Source organism: Aeromonas sp. S2(2024) (assembly GCF_041402505.1).
In the GTDB taxonomy this organism is placed as follows: Bacteria; Pseudomonadota; Gammaproteobacteria; order Enterobacterales; family Aeromonadaceae; genus Aeromonas; species Aeromonas media.
On record NZ_JBGLRL010000013.1, the window covers coordinates 35,392 to 59,918 of the forward strand.

General features: G+C 60.0%; 24 protein-coding genes. 8 read left to right on the forward strand and 16 right to left on the reverse strand.

Annotated features, from left to right (window positions below; translation table 11 throughout):
- Window positions 1-67: 67 nt before the first annotated feature.
- The 8 genes from mnmE to ACB039_RS14005 form a co-directional block, all read right to left on the reverse strand.
- Window positions 68-1,429: a tRNA uridine-5-carboxymethylaminomethyl(34) synthesis GTPase MnmE gene (gene mnmE / locus ACB039_RS13970; RefSeq protein ID WP_005326288.1), complete on the reverse strand. Its 1,362-nt coding sequence runs from the start codon at window positions 1,427-1,429 to the stop codon at window positions 68-70.
- Between the two features lie 109 nt (window positions 1,430-1,538).
- Window positions 1,539-3,185, reverse strand: a complete 1,647-nt coding sequence (gene yidC, locus ACB039_RS13975; RefSeq protein ID WP_041206623.1) for a membrane protein insertase YidC — start codon at window positions 3,183-3,185, stop codon at window positions 1,539-1,541.
- Window positions 3,186-3,190: 5 nt separating this feature from the next.
- A complete protein-coding gene (gene yidD, locus ACB039_RS13980; RefSeq protein WP_010672280.1) occupies window positions 3,191-3,439 on the reverse strand; it encodes a membrane protein insertion efficiency factor YidD in 249 nt (82 codons plus the stop codon).
- Entirely contained in the window at window positions 3,406-3,765 is a 360-nt protein-coding gene (gene rnpA, locus ACB039_RS13985) for a ribonuclease P protein component (protein ID WP_371165898.1), read from the reverse strand. The genes yidD and rnpA overlap by 34 nt, the downstream gene beginning before the upstream one ends.
- Window positions 3,765-3,899 (reverse strand): 50S ribosomal protein L34, encoded by a 135-nt coding sequence (gene rpmH, locus ACB039_RS13990; RefSeq protein ID WP_005307156.1) that lies wholly within the window; start codon window positions 3,897-3,899, stop codon window positions 3,765-3,767. The genes rnpA and rpmH overlap by 1 nt, the downstream gene beginning before the upstream one ends.
- Window positions 3,900-4,168: 269 nt before the next feature.
- Entirely contained in the window at window positions 4,169-4,903 is a 735-nt protein-coding gene (locus tag ACB039_RS13995) for an amino acid ABC transporter ATP-binding protein (RefSeq protein WP_371165899.1), read from the reverse strand.
- A gap of 93 nt (window positions 4,904-4,996) precedes the next feature.
- On the reverse strand, window positions 4,997-5,665 hold the full coding sequence (locus ACB039_RS14000) for an amino acid ABC transporter permease (RefSeq protein ID WP_082030189.1): 669 nt from the start codon (window positions 5,663-5,665) through the stop codon (window positions 4,997-4,999).
- Window positions 5,666-6,424: an amino acid ABC transporter substrate-binding protein gene (locus ACB039_RS14005; protein ID WP_042650677.1), complete on the reverse strand. Its 759-nt coding sequence runs from the start codon at window positions 6,422-6,424 to the stop codon at window positions 5,666-5,668.
- 310 nt (window positions 6,425-6,734) lie between these two features.
- Between ACB039_RS14005 and dnaA the strand changes: the two genes are divergently transcribed.
- The 4 genes from dnaA (at window position 6,735) to gyrB (ending at window position 12,806) form a co-directional block, all read left to right on the forward strand.
- Window positions 6,735-8,105, forward strand: coding sequence for a chromosomal replication initiator protein DnaA (gene dnaA, locus ACB039_RS14010; protein ID WP_041206622.1), 1,371 nt, complete (start codon window positions 6,735-6,737; stop codon window positions 8,103-8,105).
- Between the two features lie 83 nt (window positions 8,106-8,188).
- Window positions 8,189-9,292, forward strand: a complete 1,104-nt coding sequence (gene dnaN, locus ACB039_RS14015) for a DNA polymerase III subunit beta (RefSeq protein ID WP_005326306.1) — start codon at window positions 8,189-8,191, stop codon at window positions 9,290-9,292.
- Between the two features lie 2 nt (window positions 9,293-9,294).
- A complete protein-coding gene (gene recF / locus ACB039_RS14020; protein WP_371165900.1) occupies window positions 9,295-10,398 on the forward strand; it encodes a DNA replication/repair protein RecF in 1,104 nt (367 codons plus the stop codon).
- Window positions 10,395-12,806 (forward strand): DNA topoisomerase (ATP-hydrolyzing) subunit B, encoded by a 2,412-nt coding sequence (gene gyrB, locus ACB039_RS14025; protein ID WP_371165901.1) that lies wholly within the window; start codon window positions 10,395-10,397, stop codon window positions 12,804-12,806. Before recF ends, gyrB begins: the two co-directional genes overlap by 4 nt.
- A gap of 118 nt (window positions 12,807-12,924) precedes the next feature.
- Here gyrB and ACB039_RS14030 read toward each other — a convergent pair whose 3' ends face one another.
- From ACB039_RS14030 to ACB039_RS14045, 4 genes are all read right to left on the reverse strand, one after another.
- The gene (locus tag ACB039_RS14030) at window positions 12,925-13,302 is read right to left on the reverse strand and encodes a VOC family protein (protein WP_333563616.1); all 378 of its coding nucleotides are present in this window, start codon (window positions 13,300-13,302) and stop codon (window positions 12,925-12,927) included.
- A gap of 69 nt (window positions 13,303-13,371) precedes the next feature.
- The gene (locus tag ACB039_RS14035; protein WP_042650675.1) at window positions 13,372-14,076 is read right to left on the reverse strand and encodes a YafY family protein; all 705 of its coding nucleotides are present in this window, start codon (window positions 14,074-14,076) and stop codon (window positions 13,372-13,374) included.
- A 65-nt stretch (window positions 14,077-14,141) separates the two neighbouring features.
- Window positions 14,142-15,101 (reverse strand): helix-turn-helix domain-containing protein, encoded by a 960-nt coding sequence (locus ACB039_RS14040; RefSeq protein ID WP_218410708.1) that lies wholly within the window; start codon window positions 15,099-15,101, stop codon window positions 14,142-14,144.
- Window positions 15,102-15,195: 94 nt separating this feature from the next.
- A complete protein-coding gene (locus tag ACB039_RS14045) occupies window positions 15,196-15,966 on the reverse strand; it encodes an MBL fold metallo-hydrolase (RefSeq protein ID WP_139751711.1) in 771 nt (256 codons plus the stop codon).
- A gap of 268 nt (window positions 15,967-16,234) precedes the next feature.
- Here ACB039_RS14045 and ACB039_RS14050 point away from each other — a divergent pair, with 268 nt between their 5' ends.
- Together ACB039_RS14050 and ACB039_RS14055 are read left to right on the forward strand one after the other, a co-directional pair.
- The gene (locus tag ACB039_RS14050) at window positions 16,235-16,648 is read left to right on the forward strand and encodes an Hsp20 family protein (protein WP_025325189.1); all 414 of its coding nucleotides are present in this window, start codon (window positions 16,235-16,237) and stop codon (window positions 16,646-16,648) included.
- 92 nt (window positions 16,649-16,740) lie between these two features.
- Entirely contained in the window at window positions 16,741-17,181 is a 441-nt protein-coding gene (locus tag ACB039_RS14055) for an Hsp20 family protein (RefSeq protein ID WP_139751710.1), read from the forward strand.
- 83 nt (window positions 17,182-17,264) lie between these two features.
- Here the strand turns inward: ACB039_RS14055 and ACB039_RS14060 are convergent, their stop codons facing one another.
- On the reverse strand, window positions 17,265-18,518 hold the full coding sequence (locus ACB039_RS14060) for a valine--pyruvate transaminase (RefSeq protein WP_043132726.1): 1,254 nt from the start codon (window positions 18,516-18,518) through the stop codon (window positions 17,265-17,267).
- Between the two features lie 282 nt (window positions 18,519-18,800).
- Here ACB039_RS14060 and ACB039_RS14065 point away from each other — a divergent pair, with 282 nt between their 5' ends.
- Complete coding sequence (locus tag ACB039_RS14065) at window positions 18,801-19,034, forward strand: hypothetical protein (RefSeq protein WP_005326321.1); 234 nt, start codon at window positions 18,801-18,803, stop codon at window positions 19,032-19,034.
- Here the strand turns inward: ACB039_RS14065 and ACB039_RS14070 are convergent.
- Complete coding sequence (locus ACB039_RS14070) at window positions 19,000-19,788, reverse strand: helix-turn-helix transcriptional regulator (protein ID WP_139751709.1); 789 nt, start codon at window positions 19,786-19,788, stop codon at window positions 19,000-19,002. The genes ACB039_RS14065 and ACB039_RS14070 overlap by 35 nt on opposite strands.
- 92 nt (window positions 19,789-19,880) lie before the next feature.
- Here ACB039_RS14070 and ACB039_RS14075 point away from each other — a divergent pair, with 92 nt between their 5' ends.
- Entirely contained in the window at window positions 19,881-21,008 is a 1,128-nt protein-coding gene (locus ACB039_RS14075; protein WP_182787082.1) for a multidrug effflux MFS transporter, read from the forward strand.
- 4 nt (window positions 21,009-21,012) lie between these two features.
- On the opposite strand, the gene ACB039_RS14080 is transcribed toward ACB039_RS14075, so the two are convergent.
- Both ACB039_RS14080 and ACB039_RS14085 read right to left on the reverse strand, forming a co-directional pair.
- Window positions 21,013-21,696, reverse strand: coding sequence for a response regulator (locus ACB039_RS14080; protein WP_371165902.1), 684 nt, complete (start codon window positions 21,694-21,696; stop codon window positions 21,013-21,015).
- 63 nt (window positions 21,697-21,759) lie between these two features.
- Window positions 21,760-24,348: a DUF4118 domain-containing protein gene (locus tag ACB039_RS14085; protein ID WP_371165903.1), complete on the reverse strand. Its 2,589-nt coding sequence runs from the start codon at window positions 24,346-24,348 to the stop codon at window positions 21,760-21,762.
- Window positions 24,349-24,527 lie beyond the last annotated feature (179 nt).

Genomic DNA, 24,527 nt, shown 5'->3' on the forward strand with positions numbered 1-24,527 from the left:
TGCGGATAAAAAATGCACAAAAAAAGCCCGGGATGATCCCGGGCTTTTCATTGCCTGCCGTGCAGGCTTATTTGCCGATGCAGAAGCTGGAGAAGATGCGACCCAGCAGATCGTCCGAGCTGAACTCGCCGGTGATCTCACTGAGGGACTCCTGCGCCAGGCGCAGCTCCTCGGCGACCAGTTCGCCGGCCACATAGACCTCGAGCTGCTCCTTGGCCACCAGCAGCCGCTCGGCGGCGCGCTCCAGGGCGTCCAGGTGGCGGCGGCGGGCCATAAAGCCCCCTTCGGTGTTGCCCTGGAAGCCCATGCAGGCCTTCAGGTGCTCGCGCAGGGCGGGCAGCCCCAGCTCGGTCTTGGCTGAGATGCGGTAGACGGCGTGGCCCAGTTCCTGGCTAGGTTCCAGATCCTCGCCGGTCAGGTCGGCCTTGTTGCGCACAACTGTGAGACCGATCTTTTTTGGCAACCGATCAACAAATTCCGGCCAGATCTCCCGCGGGTCGACCGCATCCGTGGTGGTGCCATCCACCATGAAGAGCACCCGATCGGCCTGCTCTATTTCGGCCCAGGCACGCTCGATGCCGATCTGCTCCACCTTGTCCTGGGTATCGCGCAGGCCAGCGGTATCGATGATGTGCAGCGGCATGCCATCCAGGTGGATGTGCTCGCGCAGCACGTCGCGGGTAGTGCCGGCGATTTCGGTGACGATGGCGGATTCGCGGCCTGCCAGGGCGTTGAGCAGGCTGGACTTGCCGGCGTTGGGACGGCCGGCGATCACCACCTTCATCCCTTCCCGCAGCAGGGCGCCCTGCTTGGCTTCCCCGCGCACCGCATCCAGCTCTGCCATGATGGCGTAGAGATCTCCCGCCACCTTACCGTCTGAGAGGAAGTCGATCTCCTCGTCCGGGAAGTCGATGGCGGCCTCCACATAGATCCTCAATCGGGTGAGACTCTCCACCAGCTGCTGGATCTTGCCGGAGAACTGTCCCTGCAGGGAGTGCATGGCACTGCGGGCCGCCTGCTCGCTGGAAGCCTCTATAAGATCGGCGATAGCTTCGGCCTGGGCCAGATCCAGCTTGTCGTTGAGGAAGGCGCGCTCGCTGAACTCGCCGGGACGAGCAGGGCGGATGCCCTCGATTTGCAGAATGCGGCGGATCAGCATGTCCAGGATGACGGGACCGCCGTGGCCCTGTAGCTCCAGCACATCCTCGCCAGTGAAGCTGTTGGGGGCCTTGAACAGCAGGGCTATGCCCTGATCCAGAGGCTGGCCCTGCTCGTCCCTGAACGGCAGATATTCGGCATAACGCACCCGGGGGAGCTTACCGAGCACAATCTCGGCGACCTGTTCGGCGGCGGGGCCCGAGACGCGGACTATGCCGACGCCACCCCGGCCGGGGGCGGTGGCCTGGGCCACGATGGTATCTGTAGTCATCTTGCTTGGCTCATTTGTTCGCTGATGGTTCACAGCAGTGGGGTCATTGTAATAAAAAAGGCGGCCCGAAGGCCGCCTCTTTTGTCATCCATCTTGCCATCGGGAACGATTAGCTGCGGGTATGCAGGCCTTTCTTTTCCAGCTGACGATAGATGATGGTCTGCTGGGTGATGGAGATGACGTTGCTCACCAGCCAGTACAGGGTCAGACCTGCCGGGAACCAGAGGAACATGAAGGTGAAGATGATCGGCATGAACTGCATCACCTTCTGCTGCATCGGGTCGGTAATGGTGGTCGGGCTCATCTTCTGCAGATACCACATGGAGGCACCCATGAGGATTGGCAGCACGAAGAAGGGGTCCTTCACCGACAGGTCGGTGATCCACAGGGCGAACGGCGCGTGACGCAGCTCGACAGACTCCATCAGTGCCCAGTACAGGGCGATGAAGATGGGCATCTGCACCAGGATCGGCAGACAGCCACCCAGCGGGTTGACCTTCTCCTTCTTGTACAGCTCCATCATGCCCTGGGACATCTTCTGGCGATCGTCACCGAAGCGTTCCTTGAGCGCCGCCAGCTTGGGCTGCAGCATGCGCATCTTGGCCATGGAGGTGTACTGGGCCTTGGTCAGCGGGAACATGATGCCGCGAACCAGCAGGGTCAGCATGATGATGGCTACACCCCAGTTCTGGACGAAACCGTGGAACACGGTCAGCAGCCAGTGCAGCGGTTGGGCGATGAACCAGAGCCAGCCGTAGTCGACGGTCAGGTCCAGGTGGTTTGCCACCTTGGCCATCTGATCCTGCAACTTGGGACCGACCCACAGCTTGCCGCTTACTTCGGCCTGCTGACCGGCAGCCACATCAACCAGCGGCGCCTTGTAGCCTATGATGGCCTGGTCTTTACCCGGGATCACGCGGCTGTAGAAGCTGTTGGTGTCCTCGGCATTCGGTGCCCAGGCAGAGACGAAGTAGTGTTGCAGCATGGCGACCCAACCACCCTTGGTGGTCTTGTTCAGGTCGGCATCCTTCATCTCGTCAAAGGTGTACTTCTTGTAGCGGGTATCTTCGCTGGAGAAGGCACCACCACGGTAGGCGCTGGCCACCATGGCATGACCTTCCTGGTCCTTCGGCGTGGTCACGGTCTGCTTCAGCTGACCATAGAACTGCACCTGAACCGGCTCGGCAGACTTGTTGTCGATCTTGTAATCGACGCCGATGGCGTAGTCACCGCGCTTGAGCACGAACTCCTTGGTGAAGACCACGCCCTTGCTGTCGGTCCAGGTCATCGGTACGACGACTTGATCCTGACCGTCGGCCAGCTGGTAGCTGGTCTGGGCGGCTTCATAGGTGGGACGACCCTGGGGCTGGCTGTCCGGGCCATCGCGACCCACCAGACCACTCTGGGCAACATAGAGGTGCGCAGGCTGGCTTGTCAGCAGGGTGAATGGCTGTTCCTTGCCTTCTTCCAGCTTGTGGGCCAGCAGTTCGGCAGAGACGATGTCACCGCCCTGGGTATCCAGGGTCAGCTTGAGCACGTCGGAGGAGACGGTGACCAGCTTGCGTGCGGTGGTGGCGTTGGCTTGCTCGGAAACCTGAGGAATATCACCGGTCTGACCGGCTTCAGGTACGAAATGTTCGGTTTGGGCCACGGTAGTCGGGGCCGGCTTCGGAGCCTTGTCGGACTCCCACTGTTGCCAGAGCAAGAAGCTCACGAACAGCAAACCGATCAGGAGTAAATTGCGTTGTGATTCCATAGTCTTCAGTTTCTTCGCTTTGGTTGCGGAACCGGGTCATAACCACCCTCGGATAAGGGATGGCATTTTAATAGACGTTTGCTGGCTAACCAAACGCCTTTTATGAAACCGTGAAGTCGGATTGCTTCTATCGCAAATTGGGAACAAGTCGGGGTGAAACGGCAGCGCGGCCCGAGCAGGGGACTAATGATTAGCTGATACAGGCGTATCAGTTTGATAGCTACCCATTGCAACGGCGTGACAGAGTGCGCCATAGCTTTTCCAGTAACTTGAACAGCTCTTCGTTGTCCATCTCCTTCACGCCACCCTTGGCTATGACGACGATGTCGATAGCGGGCAGATTGGCTTGATTGAGACGGAAGCTCTCCCGTACCACTCGTTTGACACGGTTACGCCAGACGGCACGCTTGAGTGCTTTTTTGGGCACAGCTAGGCCAAGACGGGGGTGTTCGAGGTAATTGGGGCAAGCAAGAAGCGTAATTTGCGGAGAAGCGGCCCGGACAGGCTCGGCGAAAACGCGTTTGAAGTGTTCGGGAGTTAACAGACGTAACTCCCGAGAGAAGGTGTGCTGGGTAGGCATTAGACTACCAGGCGGGCACGACCCTTGGCACGACGAGCGGCCAGAACTTTGCGGCCGTTGGCGGTAGCCATGCGAGCGCGGAAACCGTGAGAGCGCTTGCGCTTCAGGTTGGACGGTTGAAAAGTACGTTTCATGATTCGATTCCGTATTTCTGTACAGTTTTGATTGTCACACTTAGCCGACGCGCCAGCTATAGCGTGTGACGACTAGCAAAAGAGGCCGAATTCTAAACAGAGTTCGGCTTCTCGTCAATCCGCCGTTCCCTCTCATCTTCTTCTGGCTCAACAATAAGCAGGAGAAGCTGGCAGGATCCAGAGGATCAAGGGCCCCGAATTATACTGGCAACCCCGGGTTAAACAAGGATCCACCAAGAAAAAAGGCGGCCAGGCCGCCAAAGAGAGAGCTATTTCAGCACTTTCCGCAGGAACTCCCGGGTACGGGGATCCTGCGGATCGACCAATATCTGATCCGGTGGGCCCTGTTCGACGATCCGGCCCCCCTCCATGAAGATCACCCGGTCGGCGACATCACGTGCAAACTCGATCTCGTGGGTCACCACCACCATGGTCTGATGCTGGCGGGCGAGCTCCTTCATCAGCCCCAGTACCTCGTCGACCCATTCGGGATCCAGGGCCGAGGTGGGCTCATCGAACAGGATGACCTTGGAGTGAGCCGCCATGGCGCGGCCTATGCCGACCCGCTGCTGCTGGCCGCCGGACAGTGACGCCGGGTAGGCGTCCTGCTTGTCGGCGAGGCCGATGTCCTTGAGGATGCCAAGGGCGGTGGCACGAGCCTCCGCCTTCGGCTGTTTCCAGACGGTGATCAGCCCCTCGGCTATGTTGTCCAGCGCCGTCTTGTTGGCAAACAGGGCATAGTTCTGGAACACGAAGGAGGCGCGCTTGCGCAGCTCAATGGCCTGCTGCTCGCTGGCATGGGCCAGATCCAGCTGCAGATCATCGATGGCAAGGGTGCCTGCATCCGGAGTCTCCAGCAGGTTGAGGCAGCGCAGCAGGGTTGACTTGCCGGTGCCAGAGGGACCGATGATGACGACAATGTCACCCTTCTTCACCTCCAGATCGATGCCGTTCAATACCTGATTGCCGTCATAGGTCTTGGAAAGACCCGTTAACTTGATCATGACAGGTCTCCTTTAATAGGCGCGGCCGTTGAGAGGTACTTCCAGCCTGTGCCGCAAATGGGTAATGGCGTGTTCATCATCGCTGGCATCCTCTTAGTAAGCACGATTGAGGCGTACTTCCAGCAGGTGCTGCAAGCGGGTGAAGAAGATGACTACCACCCAGTAGACCAGGGCCACCGCCATGAAGCTCTCGAAGAACTTGAAGGAGGAGGCCGCTTCCATCTGCGCCTTGCCCATTATCTCCGCCACTCCCAGGGTAAACGCCAGTGAGGTGCTCTTGATCATGTCGATGAAGTAGTTCATCAACGATGGTGTCGCGATGCGGGCAGCTTGCGGCAGTATGATCCGTTGCATCGCCTGCAGCCGGCTCATGCCGATGCTGAGAGCGGCTTCCATCTGGCTCTTGTGGATGCCGAGAATGGCGGCCCGGATCGACTCGGCCATGTAGGCGGCGAAGTGCAGGGTCAGACCTATGATGGCGGCGGTAAAGGCATCCATTCCCACGAAGATCGGAAACAGCTGCGGCAGCCCGTAGTAGAGCAGGAACAGCTGGACGAGCAGGGGGGTCCCCCGGAAGAACGAGATATACAGCATCGCCAGCCAGTGAATTGCGGGAACGCGAAACACTCGTACTATCGCCAGGATCAGCGACAGTACGAGTGCCAATACGAATCCCCACAGGGCCATTTCCATCGTGGTGCCCAGGTATTTGAGCAGGATGGGAAACAGCCCTAGCGTGTACTCGAGATCAAATTCCATCATTTATTTGCTGGTGATGTCCGCTGCGAACCATTTTTCCGAGATCTTGGTCAGGGAGCCGTCTTTGCGCATGGCGGTCAGCGCCTCGTCGACCTTCTTCAGCACTGCCTGTTTTTCCGGGGTCTTCAGGAAGGGCAGGGCGTTCTCGATAGTTTCGAACGGTGCGCCAGCCTGTTGCAGCGGCAGCTTGGACTCTTTGATCAGCTGGGCGGTGGAGACGCGGTCCATCACGAAGGCATCGATGCGACCCAAGGCGACGTCCTGCTCGAAGCTGGAGTCATAGGTACGGATGTCGATCTTCTTGTTGGGGTCGTTCTTGCGCAGCAGCTCTTCGAAGTTGGAGCCCAGGTTCACCGCGACTGTCTTGCCTTCCAGATCCTTGAGACCGTGGATGGTGCTGTTGCCCTTGCGCACTACTATCTGGGCGCCGTCATAGACGTAGGGCTGGGAGAAGGCGTACTTGGCCTTGCGCTCATCGGTGATGGTGATCTGGTTGGAGATGGTATCGACGCGACCGGTTTCCAGCATGCCGAACAGGCCGGAGAAGCTGGCGGTGACGAACTCGACCTTGTAACCGGTGCGCTCACCGATCTGGTTCCACATGTCCACCTCGAAGCCCTGCAGCTTGTCCTGCTTGACGAAGGTGAACGGGAAATACTTGCCGGACATGCCGACCTTGATGGTTTCCTGGGCGATGGCCTGGCCGGACAGGCTGGCCAGCAGAATGGCGGCGCCGGAAATCAGCTTGATGGTGGTTTTCATGGGGATTCCTCTCTCTGTAGTTCTGTATTTTTAGTTGTAATCACGGGTTGGCGCTGATGTTATTGGAATAAAATATAAAGAATAAATGATATTTGGTTATATAAAATAACCGCAGCAGCAGGCTCTCATTCTGTCCACATCACCGGTCGGTGGCTGTGGGTAACTTTGGGGATGAAATCAGATCCTGGGGCGTTGGATCCTTGAAAGTCAAGGATCTTATTTGCTGGATCCGTGCGGCGGCAACTGGAGATCCAGCCACTAAAAACGTAGAATAGCCGGTCTTTACTTAATCAATTGACGGGAGTCTAGAGTGACTGCTTCGCTATGGCAGCAGTGCCTTAACCGGCTGCAAGATGAGTTGCCCTCGGCAGAATTCAGCATGTGGATCCGGCCGCTTCAAGCGGAGTTGAGTGACAATACTCTGACCCTGTATGCACCGAATCGCTTCGTTCTGGACTGGGTACGCGACAAGTACCTGCTCCGGGTCAATGGCATCATCAACGAGCTGTGCGGAGCCGATGCTCCCACCCTGCGTTTTGACATCGGTAATCGTCCCCATCCCGTCGCGGTCGCAAGAGCGCCGGCGCGCGGTGTCGATCCTGTGAATAACTCTCACAAGAGCTGGGAAAGCAAGGCTGAAACCAAGCCCGAGCCGAACCACAAGAGCAACACCAACGTGAACTACACCTTCGAGAATTTCGTCGAAGGTAAGTCCAACCAGTTGGCCCGAGCGGCGGCCCGTCAGGTGGCCGACAATCCGGGTGGCGCTTACAACCCGCTGTTCCTCTATGGGGGCACCGGTCTGGGCAAGACCCACTTGCTGCACGCCGTTGGCAACGCCATCAAGGAACGCAAGAAAGACGCCAAAGTCATCTACATGCACTCCGAACGGTTCGTGCAGGACATGGTGAAGGCGCTGCAGAATAACGCCATTGAAGAGTTCAAGCGTTATTACCGTAGCGTCGATGCCCTGCTCATCGATGACATCCAGTTCTTCGCCAACAAGGAGCGCTCCCAGGAGGAGTTCTTCCATACCTTCAACGCCCTGCTCGAAGGTAACCAGCAGATCATCCTGACCTCGGATCGTTATCCGAAGGAGATCAACGGTGTCGAGGATCGCCTCAAGTCCCGCTTCGGCTGGGGCCTGACGGTGGCGATCGAACCGCCCGAGCTGGAGACCCGCGTCGCCATCCTGATGCGCAAGGCGGACGAGAACCAGATCCATCTGCCGGACGAAGTGGCCTTCTTCATCGCCAAGCGGCTGCGCTCCAACGTCCGTGAACTGGAAGGCGCCCTCAACCGGGTAATCGCCAACGCCAACTTCACCGGCCGTGCCATCAACATCGACTTCGTGCGCGAGGCGCTGCGCGACCTGCTGGCCTTGCAGGAGAAGCTGGTCACCATCGACAACATCCAGAAGACGGTGGCGGAGTACTACAAGATCAAGCTGGCGGATCTGCTGTCCAAGCGTCGTTCCCGTTCCGTTGCCCGCCCGCGTCAGCTGGCGATGGCCCTGGCCAAGGAGCTGACCAACCACAGTTTGCCGGAGATAGGGGATGCCTTTGGTGGCCGTGACCACACGACCGTTCTTCATGCCTGCCGCAAGATCGAGCAGCTGAAGGAGGAGAGTCACGACATCAAGGAAGACTATTCCAACCTGATCCGTACCCTTTCGTCCTGATAACGGAACGGAGTGGACAGATGGGGCTCGAATATTCCAACCTGATCCAAAAATTTTCCTCCTAATCACAACGGAGAGCACAGATGCAGCTCGAAATTAGCCGTGAGGCCCTGTTACGTCCTCTGCAACTGGTGTCCGGTGCCCTGGGTGGCCGGCCGACCCTGCCCATCCTCGGCAACGTCCTGCTCGATGTCAGCAATGGCCTGCTGTCGCTGACCGGGACAGATCTCGAGGTGGAGATGATAGGCCAGGTCTATCTCAGCAGCGACAGCCAGGATGGGCGTACCACAGTGCCGGCCCGCAAGTTGCTGGATATCTGCCGCGGCCTGCCGGAAGGGGCGGATATCCGTCTCAACACCGAAGGCGAGCGGTTGATAATCCGTTCCGGCCGCTCCCGCTTCAATCTCTCGACCCTGCCGGCGACCGAGTACCCGAACATCGAGGACTGGGAATCCGTGCTCGAGTTCGACATCAGTCAGCTGGAGCTGAAGAAACTGATCGATGCGACCCAGTTCTCCATGGCCAGCCAGGATGTGCGTTACTACCTGAACGGCATGCTGTTCGAGAGCGAAGGCCATGGCCTGCGCACCGTCGCCACCGACGGTCACCGCCTGGCCACCTGCCGCCGTGAAGTGGTCGGGGAATCGCTGCCCGATCATCAGGTCATCCTGCCCCGCAAGGGTGTGCTGGAGCTGGTGCGCCTCCTGGAGGCGGAAGACAAGCCGGTGCGCTTGCAGGTCGGTCGCAGCAACCTGCGTGCCGCCCTAGATGGCTTCATCTTCACCTCCAAGCTGGTGGATGGCCGCTTCCCTGACTGGCGTCGTGTCATTCCCCGGGGGAGCGACAAGGCCCTGATCGCCGGTCGTGAGGATCTGCGCCAGGCCTTCGCCCGTGCCGCCATCCTCTCCAACGAGAAATTCCGTGGGGTGCGTCTCAATCTGCAGGAAAACCTGCTGCGCATCACCGCCAACAACCCGGAACAGGAAGAAGCCGAGGAGTTGCTTGACGTACAATATGCCGCTGGCGAGATGGAGATCGGCTTCAACGTCTCCTATGTGCTGGACGTGCTGAATACGTTAAAATGTGACCAAATCCGGATCAGCCTGAGTGATTCCATCAGCAGTGCCATTATTGAGGATTTTGACAGCCAAGATGCCCAGTATGTGGTGATGCCGATGCGGATCTAGTCGTGTCCCTGGTCAAACTCCAGCTCAGCGACTTTCGCAACATCCAGCACGCCAGTCTCGCGCTGTCCCCCGGCCTCAATATCCTGGTCGGGTGCAATGGCAGCGGCAAGACCAGCGTGCTGGAAGCCATCCATTACCTCGGTCTCGGTCGTTCTTTTCGTACTCACCTGACCGGGCGGGTTATCCGCCAGGGGGAGAGGGCGTTTACCCTGTTTGCCCAGTGCGAGCTGGAAGGGCGTCAGGTGCCCATCGGGCTTGCCAAGGACAAGGGGGGCGAGACCCAGCTCAAGATCGCCGGGGCCCAGGCCCAGCGATTGGCCGATCTGGCAGAGCTGTTGCCGGTGCAGTTGATCCACCCCGATGGCTTCAACCTGCTGACCGGCGGGCCCCAGGCTCGCCGGGCCTGGCTGGACTGGGGCGTCTTCCATCAGGAGCCGACCTTCTTCTCCCTGTGGGGACGGGTGCGGCGTCTGCTGAAACAGCGCAATGCGCTGCTGCGCCAGAGCAGCCAGTATCGCCAGCTGGCGTTCTGGGATCAGGAGCTGGTGCGGCTCGGGGGTGAACTGGCGGAGTTTCGCGCCAGTTATTGTCAGGCCATTACCCCCCTGATCAAGGAGATGACGGCGGATTTTTTGCCGGAATTCGACATCAGCCTCGGTTTCTATCGGGGCTGGGAGAGAGAGACTCCCCTCGGCGACTTGCTGGAGGTGGGGTTCGAGCGGGATCGTTCGCTGGGGTACACTGGGGTCGGTCCGCAGAAGGCGGATGTGCGGCTCAAGGCGAACGGGGTGCCCGCTCAGGATATTTTGTCCAGGGGTCAGTTGAAGTTGCTGGTCTGTGCCATGCGACTGGCTCAAGGGCTCTATTTGAATCAACATAGCAGCCGTGGCTGTATTTTTTTAATTGACGATTTTGCCTCTGAACTGGATGTCGACAAACGTCGCCTGCTGGCCGCAAGGCTGAAGCAGTGCGCGTCCCAGGTGTTTATCACCGCCATCGATACCGGTCAGCTCGCAGACATGATGGATGCGAGTGACTGCAAGCTGTTCCACGTGGAACAAGGCAAGATCTCCGAAACGTTAGAGAAGGCAGAGAGTAAGCTATGAGTGAAAATACTTACGACTCCTCGAATATCAAGGTGCTGAAGGGCCTGGATGCGGTCCGCAAGCGCCCGGGGATGTATATCGGCGATACGGATGATGGCTCGGGCCTGCACCACATGGTGTTCGAGGTCGTCGATAACTCCATTGACGAGGCTCTGGCTGGCTACTGCTCCGATATTCAGGTCAAGATCCATTCCGACGGTTCCGTCTCCGTGCGTGACAATGGCCGGGGCATCCCGGTCGACATGCACGAGGAGGAGGGCCGCTCCGCCGCCGAAGTCATCATGACGGTGCTTCACGCCGGCGGCAAATTCGATGACAACTCCTACAAGGTATCCGGCGGCCTGCACGGCGTGGGTGTCTCAGTGGTGAACGCCCTCTCTGACAAGCTGCTGCTGACCATACGTCGCAACGGCCACGTCTACGAGCAGACCTATCACCTGGGTGAGCCGCAGGCGCCGCTCAAGCAGATTGGCGACAGCACCGGCACCGGCACCGAAGTGCGCTTCTGGCCGAGCCCGACCATCTTTACCGATACCCTGTATCACTACGAGATCCTGGCCAAGCGCCTGCGTGAGCTCTCTTTCCTGAACTCCGGTGTCTCCATCCGCCTGCTGGACGAGCGTGATGGCCGCGAGGCGCATTTCTGCTACGAGGGTGGCATCAAGGCGTTCGTTGAATACCTGAACCAGAACAAGACCCCGATCCATCCCAAGGTGTTTCACTTCACCACCGAGCAGGATGGCATCGGCGTTGAAGTGGCGATGCAGTGGAACGACGCCTATCAGGAAGGGGTCTACTGCTTCACCAACAACATCCCGCAGCGGGATGGGGGCACTCACCTGGTGGGCTTCCGTACCGCGCTGACCCGTACCCTCAACTCCTACATGGATAAAGAGGACTACAGCAAGAAGGCCAAGTCTGCCGCCAGTGGCGACGACGTCCGTGAAGGCCTGATTGCGGTCATCTCCGTCAAGGTGCCTGACCCTAAGTTCTCCTCCCAGACCAAGGACAAACTGGTTTCTTCCGAAGTGAAGACTGCCGTTGAACAGGCAATGGGCGAGAAGTTGGCGGACTTCCTGCTGGAAAACCCGGGCGACGCCAAGATCGTGGTCAACAAGATCATCGATGCGGCCCGTGCCCGTGAAGCGGCCCGCAAGGCCCGCGAACTGACTCGCCGCAAGGGTGCTCTGGACATCGCCGGTCTGCCCGGCAAGCTGGCTGACTGCCAGGAGAAAGATCCGGCCCTCTCCGAACTCTACATAGTGGAAGGGGACTCTGCTGGCGGCTCCGCCAAGCAGGGTCGCAACCGCAAGAACCAGGCTATCCTGCCGCTCAAGGGCAAGATCCTGAACGTGGAGAAGGCGCGCTTCGACAAGATGATCTCCTCGCAAGAGGTAGGCACCCTGATCACGGCGCTGGGCTGCGGTATCGGTCGCGACGAGTACAACCCGGACAAGCTGCGCTACCACAACATCATCATCATGACGGATGCGGACGTCGATGGTGCGCACATTCGTACCCTGCTGCTCACCTTCTTCTACCGTCAGATGCCGGAGATCATCGAGCGTGGCTACGTCTTCATCGCCCAGCCGCCGCTCTACAAGGTCAAGAAGGGTAAGCAGGAGCAGTATCTGAAAGACGAAGATGCGCTGCTGCAGTACCAGACCTCCATGGCGCTGGACGGTGCTACCCTGCACGTCAACGAGTCTGCCCCGGCTATCGGTGGCGAGGCGCTGGAGCGTCTGGTCAACCAGCACCGTGCCGTCTCTCACCTGATCACCCGCATGTCCCGCCGCGCCCCGGATGCCGTGCTGACCCAGCTGATCTATCAGCCTGAGTTGAACGAGACCCTGCTGGCCAGCGAGATCGATCTGCTGGCCTGGTGCCAGGGAATGGAAGCCGTGCTCAACGAAAGCAACCACGGCATCCAGTACCAGATCCAGGTTCGTCGTGACGAAGAGCGCAGTCTGTTCGTGCCCCACGCCGTGGTACGTCAGCACGGTGTCGACCGCGAATACCCGCTCAGCTACGACTTCCTGCAGTCCGGTGAATACCGTCAGCTGGTCTCCCTGGGCAAGGAGATCGCCAACCTGATCGAGGATGGCGGTTTCATCAAGCGTGGCGAGAAGGTGAAGCCGGTGGCCAACTTCGTGGAAGCCGTCGACTGGCTGATGGGCGAAGGCAAGCGTGGCATCTACATCCAGCGTTATAAAGGACTGGGCGAGATGAACCCGGATCAGCTGTGGGAAACCACCATGGATCCGGAAGCCCGTCGCATGCTGCGCGTCACCATAGACGACGCCGTCGGTGCTGACCAGCTCTTCTCCACCCTGATGGGTGATGCGGTCGAACCCCGTCGTGACTTTATCGAGACCAACGCCCTGCGGGTCGCCAACCTCGACGTCTAATCGACTCGGTCAGACAGTAAAAAGCCGCTCCTTGTGAGCGGCTTTTTTGTTTTCAGGGAGAGGGAAATAGCACGTTCCACGTGAAACATGAAACCACCTTGGTGTTGATAATTCCGACTCAGCCCAGTCCCGGTGCCAGGCAGTAGAGGCGCAGGCGATGGCCATCGGGATCAAGCGCCATGCCGGTATAGCCAAACTCCATCCGGGTCGGCTGCTGGATGATGGTCAGGCCGTGAGCCTGCCATTCGGCCAAGCCCTTATCGACACTGGTTTCGTCGGGCAGCGGGAAGGCCAGCTCCATGGCCCCTGCACTCTGGGTAGCTGCGGGTTCGACGGTGGCGTTGGACCAGAGCGCCAGTTTTGCTCCCGATTCGAACGCGAACATGGCAAAGGTGGGGGACTCCTCTACCGGCGGGCGGCCGAATAGCTTGTGATAGAAGCGGGCGCTGCGCGCCGGATTGGCGACATAGAGAATGGTGAGTGGTGGGACTAACAACATGGTGACGCTCCTTGTTTCGGGGAGGGCGCATCTGCGCCGACCCCGTCAGCATGGCGTCACCTGCTGTCAGTTTCTGTCAGCAATGAATTTGGGTTGCGGGATCTGCTGGGTGGCGCGCCATGCTTTCAGCAAGCTCTCTCTGTTTTTGGGATAGCGGCTCTCTTCCTGTTTCATCCAGGTGATGCGATCTACCCGAAAGTGACGAAAGCCCTGGCGCAGCTGGCACCAGGCGACCAGTACCCGCACCTGTTCGAAGTAGCCGAGGGCAAAGGGCCATACGGTGCGCTCCGAACTCTCCTCCTTGAGATCCCGATAGCTCAGGGTTACCTTGCGCTGCTGGCGGATGGCGCTGCGCAGTGGAGCCTCGTCGACGGGGCTGTCGCCGCGAGAGGTGCCGATCAGCAGGGCATTGCTTTGGAGCTGCTGGCGATAGTCGGCGGGCAACACGGCTTCTATCTTGGCCAGCGCACTGCTGGCCGATGCACTCAAGGCGCTGTCGCCGTGGGCGACCACCCAGCGCGACCCCAATACCAGCGCATCCAATTCCTCCTCGCTGAACATCAGCGGCGGCAGCATGAAGCCGGGGCGCAGTACATAGCCGATACCCGGTTCTCCCTCGATATGGGCGCCTTGCGCCTGCAGGGTAGCGATGTCCCGATAGAGGGTGCGCAGACTGATGCCAAGCCGGCTGGCCAGCTCTGTGCCTGTGATGGCGTAGCGGTGGCCGCGTAGTAGCTGGAGCAGGGCCAGCAGGCGTTCGGAACGGGACATGGGATGTCTCCTCGGGATTTTTGGTTATCCTGCCATAGCGGGTTGAAAGGGTACAAAGTGCATCATCATGGCTTGTTGCCGCCAAATGCTCGGCGCCACTCGCTGGGAGAGACGGCGAAACGTGCCCGGAAGTGATTGCGCAGGGAGGTGGCGCTCTTGAAGCCAATCAGTTCAGCGATACGCTCAATGGAATGACCGCTCACCTCCAGCAACTCCTGACTGCGCCTGAGCCGCTCCGCCAGCAGCCATTCACCTACCGAAAGACCAGTGGCCTGATGAAAGCGGCGGGTAAAGGTGCGCCGGCTCATCAGGGTATGGGCCGCCAGAGTATCCAGGGTATGGGGTTCGGCCAGATGAGCGCGCAGATGATCGAGCAACTGGTTCATCCTGGTATCGCGGGTGGAGGCGGGAACCGGCTGCTCGATAAACTGGGCCTGACCTCCTTCCCGGTAGGGCGGGATCACCAGCCGCCGCGCCACCTTGTTGGCGATGGCCGAGCCGTAGTACTGCCGCACCAGATAGAGGCAGCAGTCCAATCCGGCCGCGGTGCCTGCCGAGGTGACCAACCCCTCGTCATCCACATAGAGAGCATTGGTATCGAGTTGCACGGCGGGAAAGCGGCTCATGAAGTCTTGCTCGTACTCCCAATGGGTCGAGGCCCTGCGTCCCTCCAGCAGGCCGGCATAGGCCAGTACATAGGTGCCGAGACAGAGTCCGACCAGCCGGGCGCCTCTGGCTCTGGCGGCGATCAGGGCATCGAGTAGCGCCACGGGCGGCCGAACTGCCGGATCGTGCCAGAAGGGGATGACGATGATGTCCGCCTCGGTCAGCCCCTCCAGCCCATAGGGTGCCTGAATGGTGAAACCTTGTGTCGAATGGGAATGGATGCTGGCGTCACCACAGCAGAGCCTGAGCTCGAACAGCGGCTGACCCGGCAGGATATCGCCGAAAATGAGGCAGGGGACTGCGCAGTGAAAAGGGCTGAAGTGATCGAAGGTCACCACGGCAACGATGGGGGAAGGCATGGCGTTGGCATCCTCTCTGCGCAGAGCAATCATCATAAGCGTTTGCAGCCGAAAGCCTAAGGGCCATGCTCGATGTTCGGCATGGCCCTGTTAGTTACAGTGAGAGAGCCTCGCCATCCTCCGGCACTCGTACCCGATCCGTCATGCCTCGATCTGTCAGATAGGTGCGCAGCTCCTGGCGTGACAGCACGGCGTGGTTGACCGCTTCCATGTGGCTGGCGATCAGGGTGGCCTGTGGTGCAGCCTGATATACGGCGGCGACATCCTCCTTGCCCATGATGATGGAACCGAGCCCCGGCACCTGGGCATCGCCGCAGTTGAGGATGATCACCTCGGGCTGGTGCAGTTGCAGGGCCTGTTTCACCTGAGCATTCCAGACTGTATCACCGGCCAGATAGAGACTCGGCTCATCTGGGTGGGAGAAGACCACGCCGCACACTTCACCCATGCGCTCGCCCAGTACCGCCATCAGTTGATCGCTGCCGTGCTGGCCACCGGTCTGCTGCAGGTGTATACCGGCAAATTCGGCCTGCTCGCTCAGCAGGCGGACATCCTCAAAGCCACTGGCACGAATGGCATCGGCATCTTTCTGATGTTGTACAAAGAGCGGCAGATGCTTGGGGACCAACGTTCTGGCGGCATCATCCCAGTGGTCAGGATGATCGTGGGTGACAATAACGGCATCCACATCGACAAGCTCATCGATCGGCAGCGGCAGCTCGACCAGTGGATTGCGCAGCTGGCTGTTGGCGGTGCCCTCAAAGCCGGGGAAGGCACCCTTGGCTGAGAGCATGGGGTCGATCAGAAAGCGGGTGCCGGCATAGTCGAGCAGCAGGGTGGCGTTGCGAACCTGGGTAATCTTCATGGGATGGTTCCATATTGGCTGGTGTATATGCAACCCATTATGGGGGGCGGAGCGCGTTGCCATCAGTGGCCCATGGGTCGATTATCATCACTATCGGGTCAACAGGATGGAGCGCCTCATAAGTAAAAAATCTTAAAAAAATCCCTTGAAAGGAAAAAGTGAGCCCCTATATAGGTAACAAGGCCGGAACGCTCGACAGAGGTTTCGACCAGGCGCCCGTCCATCAGGAGGGCAAACGATCCGTTATCGCTCACAAGAGGGTAATACTATGCGTTCTATCGACTTTTCTCCGCTCTATCGTTCTGCCATTGGTTTCGATCGTCTGGCCAATCTCATCGAATCTGCAGCCAGCAATGGCAATGCTGGTTATCCCCCCTACAACATCGAGCAGCTGGGTGACAACGACTACCGCATCAGCATGGCGGTGGCGGGCTTTACCCAGGAAGAGCTGGAGCTGAGCTTCCAGGAAAATCTGCTGACGGTGAAAGGCAACAAGCAGGCTGACACCGAGCGCCACTATCTCTATCAGGGCATCGCCGAGCGCGGCTTCGAGCGTCGCTTCCAGCTGGCCGACTATGTGCGGGTGAAAGGGGCCGATCTCAAGAATGGTCTGCTGCACATCGATCTGGCCCGTGAAGTGCCCGAGGCGATGAAGCCCCGCAAGATAGAGATTAACGGCTGACAGCCTGAACTCACTGCGATTTTCACATTTCCCGGGTGCCGATGACGGGCCTGTGGAGAGTCAAACCTGTTGCTTATTAGAAGGATAGGATTATGCGTAACCTCGATTTTTCTCACCTCTCTTCCAATGCCGTCGGCTTCGAGCGGATGGCCCGCGAGCTGGAAGGCCTGTTCGACCAGAAGGCGGCAGCCTATCCCCCTTACAACATCGAGAAGCGGGAGCATGACGGCTACCGCATCACGGTTGCCGTGGCTGGCTTCGAGCGCGACGAGCTGGAGCTGGAGACCGAAAACGGCACCCTCAAGGTGAAGGGGCGCAAGGCCGCTGTGGCTGGCGAGCGTCAGTTCCTCCATCAAGGGATCGCCGAGCGTGACTTCGAGCTCGCCTTCAAGCTGAGCCAGCACGTGGAGGTTCAGGGGGCAAGGCTGGAGCATGGTCTGCTGACCATAGATCTCGCCCGCGAATTGCCGGAGGCACTCAAGCCCCGCGCCATCCCCATCGGCAAACCCGATCAGCTGGCGCTGCCGAGCTAAGCCGGGAATGTCAGGCCGGGGAGCCTGACACCAGAGACGAGAAAGGCCTGCGATCGCAGGCCTTTCTTTTATCTGCAGGCGAGTCAGCTGCCGCGGTAAATGGCGTTGATTTCGTCCGCCAGTATGGCGATGCCGCGCCGCACCAGCTCCTCGCTCTGGGAGTAGTTGAGGCGGATGCACTCCTGACTGTGGCGCCACTCGGGGTCGTCGATGCCGGGGAAGAAGTAGTGACCTGGCACTATCAGCAGGTTCTTCGCCTTCAGCCGCTCGTAGAGCGCCTGGCAGTGGATCGGCAGGCCTTCGAACCAGAGCCAGAGGAAGAGGGCGCCTTCCGGTTTGTGGATGTGGAAGCGCGGATCGGGAATGGCTTCTCGCAGCAGTTGCACGGCGAAGTCGGCCTTCTGCTTGTAGAAGGGTTTCACCACCTGCTCGCTCAGGGCGATGATCTCGCCGCTCTCTATCATGGGGATGGTGATGGCGGGCCCCAGGCTGCCCGGTGCCAGGTTGATGATGCCACTCAGGTTGGTGATGGCCTGGATGATCTTCTCGTCGGCGATGACGATGCCGCAGCGGGTGCCCGGCAGGCCCAGCTTGGAGAGGCTCATGCAGAGTATGGTGTTGGCATTCCAGAACGGCTTGGCCTCGCTGAAGATGATGCCGGGGAAGGGCACGCCATAGGCGTTGTCGAGCAGCAGCGGGATCCCCTTGTCGCGGGCGATCTGATCCAGATGCTCAATCTCTTCATCGGTCAGCACGTTGCCTGTGGGGTTGGTCGGACGGGAGACACAGATCACTCCGATGTCATCGCCCACCTCCAGGCTCTCGAAATCCACATGGTATTTGAACTGGCCGTCGGCCAGCTTCTCTATGGTGGGCTTGTAGGCGACGAAGTGATCCTCCGCCAGGGCCGAGTCCGCATAGCCGATGTATTCGGGGGCCAGGGGGAAGAGCACCTTCTTCTTGCGGCCATCGGCGAACTCGCCGGCCAGCAGGTTGAACAGATAGAAGAAGGCATTCTGGCTGCCGTTGGTCAGGGCTATGTTGCGGGCCGAGATGTCCCAGCCCAGCTCTCTCTTGAGCAGGGCGGCCAGCGCCTTGGTGAACCTGTCCTTGCCTTGCGGGCCATCGTAGTTGGCCATGGCCTTGATCAGCTCGCCATTGTCAAGCAGCTGCTTGGCCTCGGTCTGAAAGCGTTCCAGCATGGCGGGGATGGGAGCCGGATTGCCGCCTCCCAGCATGATGGCGTCCGGATTGAGCAGCCCCTGATTGAGGTCATCCATGAGTTGGGTAATGCCGGCGTGGCGAGTGAACTTCTCGCCGAACAAGGAGAATTCCATTCGGTGACAGATCCAGAGTCAGTTACGGGGGAGCTAGCACCATAGCTCAGTTTAAAAGCGGGTGTCGATCAAAATCATGGGACGTTCCACGTGGAACGGGCTTCGGAAAATGGATGTGGTAAAAATAACCACTTATGGGTTTCAAAATAACCAATAGGATGGTCAGTAATGCCTGAAATGGCATCAAAAATTATTTTACTTAAACATAATCAATTGCTTACATAATTGGCACGACTATTGGAATAACTCTCTGGTCATCTCAATCATACCGGAGCAAGCCAGATGAAGACCCTGATCGCCACCCTGATAATGAGCACCCTGAGCCTGAATGTCATGGCAATTGAAAACCTCAGACCTGAGCTGGATACCGCCAAACTGGGGCAGGAGATGCTGGCCCAGCAGCAGCAGGCATCCCGGGCTGTGGTGCTGGATGCCCTCAGCAACTTGAAGCCACTGGCGCTCGATACCCTGGTGGTAGAAGCTAGCTCGGCTGATGCGACTCACCCCGAGAGTTGAGGTAACGCAGGGGAGTTTGCCCCGTGTGTTGCTTGAAGAAGCTGATGAAGGCGCTGTCGCTGGAAAACTCCAGCGCAGTGGCAATCCGGCTGATGGGCACGGCCTCGGCCAGCAGCTCCATGGCGCGCAACAATCGCCACTGCTGGCGCCAGGCCTGATAGTTCATGCCGGTCTCCTTCATGAAGATGCGGCCTATGGTCTTGTCACTGGCACCCACCCGCTCGGCCAGCCGGTTGAGCCGCTCGGGCAGGATGTTGCCCCGCTTTATCTCCTGTAGCCAAGCCCCCAGTCGCGCATCCGTTGGTAGTGGCAGTTGCCAGGTTTCCCGCGGTGCTTGCGCCAGCTCCTCCATGAACAGCGCCAATGTCAGGCGCTGTTCCGCTTCAGGCTTATTCCATGGCCAGAGCGCCATTCGTTCAATGATTTCCCGCAGCAGTGGATTGACTGCCACCACCTGCACACTGGCTGGCAGCTCTGGCTGTGGCGCGAAGTAAAGGGAGCGATAGGCCACCACACCGCGCATCAAAACCTGATGGGGCACACCAGCCGGCAGCCAGGCCGCCCGGCTGGGTGGCAACAGATAGACCTGGTTGCCCAGCTCTATCGTCATGCACCCGGCCTGGGCAAACAGCAGCTGGTGGCATTGATGCACATGTTGGCCGGAATCATGCCAACCCAGTGCGGAGGCAATGCCGATCACGCCGCCATTCAGGCGGTCGGGGTCGAAAGGGTGATCGGGAAGAATAAAGGCCATGTGTCCGATTCTTGATGTATATAGTCCTGCTTATTGTAATCAGACAATCGGCATCTCTCTAGAATGACGACCTCTTGTGAAGGAGGTTTGTCATGAACAACAAGTTGCCACCGCTCTGGCTGGTGGTGGGATTGATGATGTTCCCCCAGATAGTGGAGACCATCTACAGCCCGGCGCTGACCCAGATCGCTACCCAGTTCAGGGTGAGCGACGGGCAGGCATCCCAGACCCTGTCGGTCTATTTTCTGGCGTTTGCCGTGGGTGTGGTCTGCTGGGGCAGGCTCTGTGATTTGATCGGGCGGCGCCCGGCCATGCTGGCCGGTCTGTTGACCTATGGACTCGGTACCTTGCTGGCGTTGCTGGCGACCGAATTTGAAACCTTGCTGCTGGCCAGGATCATCTCGGCCTTTGGTGCCGCCGTGGGATCGGTTGTGACCCAGACCATGCTGCGTGACAGCTACCAGGGCAGTGATTTGGCCAAGGTCTTCTCTGTGATGGGGGCGGCCCTGTCCATCAGCCCCGTGCTGGGGCTGGTGAGTGGTGGTCTGCTGGCCGAGCAGTTTGGTTATCTGGGGGTCTTCAGCGGACTGATGGTTCTGGCCCTGGTTCTGGGGTTGATCGCCAGTTGGCGGTTGCCGGAAACCCGTCCAGAAACCACGACCAGTATTGCCCTGTGGCCACTGGCGTGCCGGATGGTACGGGATGGCGGACTCTGGCGCAGCGCCCTGCTGGTTGCCCTGTTCAATACCATGCTGTTCGGTTACTACAGCCTGGCGCCTTTTCTGTTCGCAGAGCAGGGGTGGAGTGCCAGCGAGTTTGGTTATTCCGGTGCCGTACTGGCGTTGGCGACCCTGCTCGGCAGCCTGCTGAACAAGCGCCTGCTGGGCAAAGGGTGGCAACCGGCCTCACTCATCCAGTTGGCCGCATCGCTGGCACTGGGAGCGGGTGCTGCAGTGTGGGCTAGTCAGAGTTCGCTCTGGTTCCTGCTGCCCATGATGGGCGTTGTGGTGGCCTACGGTATCGCTATCCCCAACGTATTGAGTCAGGTCTTGCTGGCTTATCGGGAGGTGGCAGGCAGCGCCGGTGCCCTGTTCGGGCTGGCCTACTACCTGCTCCTCAGCCTGGGGCTGGCGTTGGCCGCCGGTTTGCAGGATCTGGGTCTGCTGATCCTTGGCTGTGGTCTGGTGGCCGTACTGTGCAGCGGACGGCGTTCCACGTGAAACGTCAGCTACCGATAAAACGGTAACCGATACCGGGTTCGGTTTCGATCAGACTGGGTTGCTGGGGGTTATCCCTCAGCTTCTTGCGCAGGCTGGCAATGACGATGCGCAGATAGTGGGTATCTTCCTTGTGGCTTGGCCCCCAGATGTCGTTGAGCAACTGGGTCTGCATCACCAGCTTGCCGGGATGACACACCAGGGCCTGCAGCAGGGAGAACTCCTTGCGAGACAGGGAAATCTCTTCATCCTTCATGGTCACCTTGTGACTGCCGGTATCCAGACTCAGACCACATTGCGGGAAGTGGCGGCATTCGCCGCTGCTGACCCCGGCTCGCTGGCGCAGCAAGGCGCGGATGCGGGCCATCATCTCCCCGATGCCGAACGGCTTGCTCATGTAGTCGTTGGCCCCCGCATCCAGCAGCCGTACCTTTTCTTGTTCCGAATCCCGAGCCGACAGTACCAGCACTGGGTTGGGCTGGTGCTCGCGGATGGCCTGCAAGATCTGGATGCCATCCCCGTCCGGCAGGCCGAGATCCAGGATCACCAGATCGGGGTTGAGGTGGCGATACTGCGCCAGCCCTTCGTTGACACCCACCGCCTCGCTCACCTGGTGCCCTTCGGCGACTAGGCTGATACGCAGAAAGCGGCGAATGGCCGCTTCATCATCTATGACCAGGATATGAGCCATCTAGCCTCCGAAGGCGAGTGTTGAAAAGTGGGGCGATATCACCCTGCACCCAGAATATGCACATCATACCTCAGGTGCGTTGAGGGAGAGCGGCAGTGAGATGCGCATGCAGGTACCGTTGCCGTTGGGGCCGGAGAATGCCCAGATGCGACCACCGTGGGCCTCTATCATGGCGCGGGAAATGGCGAGTCCAAGTCCGGTGCCGCGACTGCCGCAATCCCCCACCGGCTGGGTGTAGAACAGATTGAAGATCTTGTCCCGATCCGACTCGGCGATGCCGACACCGATGTCGATGATGTCGATGATGAGGTCCGGGTCCGCCAGCATCACTTTGAACTCTATGGGGGTGCCGGCTGGCGAGTAGCGGGAGGCGTTGTCGAGGATGTTGACCAGCACCTGCTCGATCAGGGCACCGTGCACATAGAGCTGGGGGATCTGCTGATCGAAGTGGATCAGCAGCCTGTGCTGGCGCCAGGAGGAGTCCAGCCGCTTGCGGGCACTCTCCACCAGGTCGGCGAGGTCGACCCAGTCCCGTTTGAGCTGGAAATCCGGCGAGCCGATGCGGGTCATGTCCAGCAGGTTCTGCACATAGCTGTGCAGGCGGCGTGCCTCGTCCTGCACCGAGTGCAGCAGCTCGCTGCGATCCTCGCTGCTGATCCGGTCACCATATTCCAGCAGTGTGCTGCCGGCCCCCATGATGGTGGCGAGCGGTGTCTTCAGATCGTGGGAGACCGAGGAGAGCAGGGCGGCACGCATCCGATCCGTCTCCGCCTGCAGCTGGCTGTCGGCCAATCGCTCGTTGAGATCGATCCGCGCGAGGGCGGCCCGGATGTCGGTGAGCAACGCCTGCAACTGGTGCTCGGCGGAGGAGGCGAGCGGGCTGGCCAGCCGTATCCCCAGCACCAGTTCATCGGTGAGGGGGTGGTACTGGGCCTCTGCCGCATTGAGGGTGGCGGTGTGAGCCCCCGCGCTCTGCTTCTGGGCCAGGCACCAGTCGATGGCGGCCTTGTCAGTCTGGCCAGGTCCCCGTACCTCGTCTCCGGCCCTGTATTGGTACTCCTCATCCAGGGCGAACACGGGTTGTCCCAGGGCCAGGGAGATGGCCTGGGTACCCTGCCTGAGCACCTCCACCGGGCTGCTGGCGGTGGCCAATCCCTGACTGAGAGAGAGCAGGGCGTTGCCAAGCTGCTGGGTCTCGCGCAAGCCCACCAGTTGCTGGCGCTGGCGGGAGGCGAGCCGCCCGGCCGTCATGCCGACGATGAGCAGCACGAACAGATTGAGCAGGTCGCTGTGGTTGGCAACGCTCAGGGAGAAGTAGGGGGCGGTGAACAGCAGGTTGTGGCCGACGAACCCCAGCACGGCCGCCAGGATGGCGGGCACCAGGCTGGTGGAGAGGGCCGTGGCGAGCACCCCCAGCACGAACAGCAGTGGCAGGGAGGCGGAGGGCAGCCAGTGAGAGAACCCCCAGGCGATGGCCGAGGTCGTTCCCATGATCAGCAGGGCCAGCAGGCTTTGGCGGATCTCCCTGGGGCCAGCAGGGTGCAGTTTCAGGCTGGGTTTGCGCTTCCCGGTGTCCACCAGTGTGATCTCGAATCCCTGCGCCTGTTTCAGCAGGTGTTGCACCAGGGAGCGGCGCCAGGGTGGGCTGTGGGGCTTGCCAAGCAACAGCTGTGAGACCTGCTGCTGTTCGGCTGTCTCCAGCAGGGCATCGGCGACCGCCGGGCTGGAGAGCGTCAGCACCCTGGCACCCAGCTGGGAGGCCAGCGCCAGCGCCTGCTCCAGCTCAGGGGAACGTTGCCCCTTGCTGTCGATGTGTACCACCAGCCAGGGCAACTGGCGGCGCTGGGCGAAACGGTGGCCATAGCGGACCAGCGAGGCCCCGTGTTGATCCCCGAGGCAGACCATCAGCTTGCCCCGCAGCGGTAGCGTGGTCTTGCCCGCCGCCTGCCACTGCAGTTGCAAATCCCCTTCCACGTGGCTGGCGGCAGTCTGCATCGCCAGCTCGCGCAGGGCGGTCAGGTTGTTGAGAGAGAAGAAGGATTGCAGGGCGGCCTTGGCCTGATGGGGCACATAGACCTTGCCCTCCTTGAGCCGGCCGAGCAGCTCCTTGGGGGGCAGGTCTATGAGGACTATGCTGTCCGCCTCCAGTAGTACCTGGTCGGGCAGGGTCTCCTTGACCCTGACCCCGGTCAGTTGCCACACCAGATCGTTGAGGCTTTCCAGGTGCTGAACATTGAGGGTGGAGTAGACATCGATGCCGGCGCCGAGCAACTCCTCCACATCCTGCCAGCGTTTCTCGTGGCGGCTGCCGGGAGCATTGGTGTGGGCCAGCTCATCCACCACTACGATGGCGGGCTTGCGTTCGAGCAAGCCATCCAGGTCCATCTCCTCCAGTCGCTGCTGGCGGTGATGATGCAGTTTGCGTGGCTGGATGGCGAGCTTGTCGAGCAGCGCCAGGGTCTCCTGGCGCCCGTGGGTCTCGACCACGCCGATGAGAATGTCGACTCCTTCCCTGGCCTGTTCCCGTACCGCTTGCAACATGGCGTAGGTCTTGCCTACGCCGGGGGCGGCGCCGAGGAAGACCTTCAGCTTGCCCTTGTGTTCCTCTTCCAGGCTTGCCAGCAAGGCGTCGGCCCGAGCCTCATCACGCATCCATGTACTCCTGCTTCATGCCTGCCAGCAAGGCACCCGCCTGTACTTCATCGCACATTGCCGTGCTCCTGCTCCAGGCTTGCCAGCAGGGCACCCGCTTTTACCACGTCACGCATCATCATCCTTATGGAGCAACCGTCGGCTCGGTTCGACAATCTGGGTCGTCCTCCCGCCTGGGT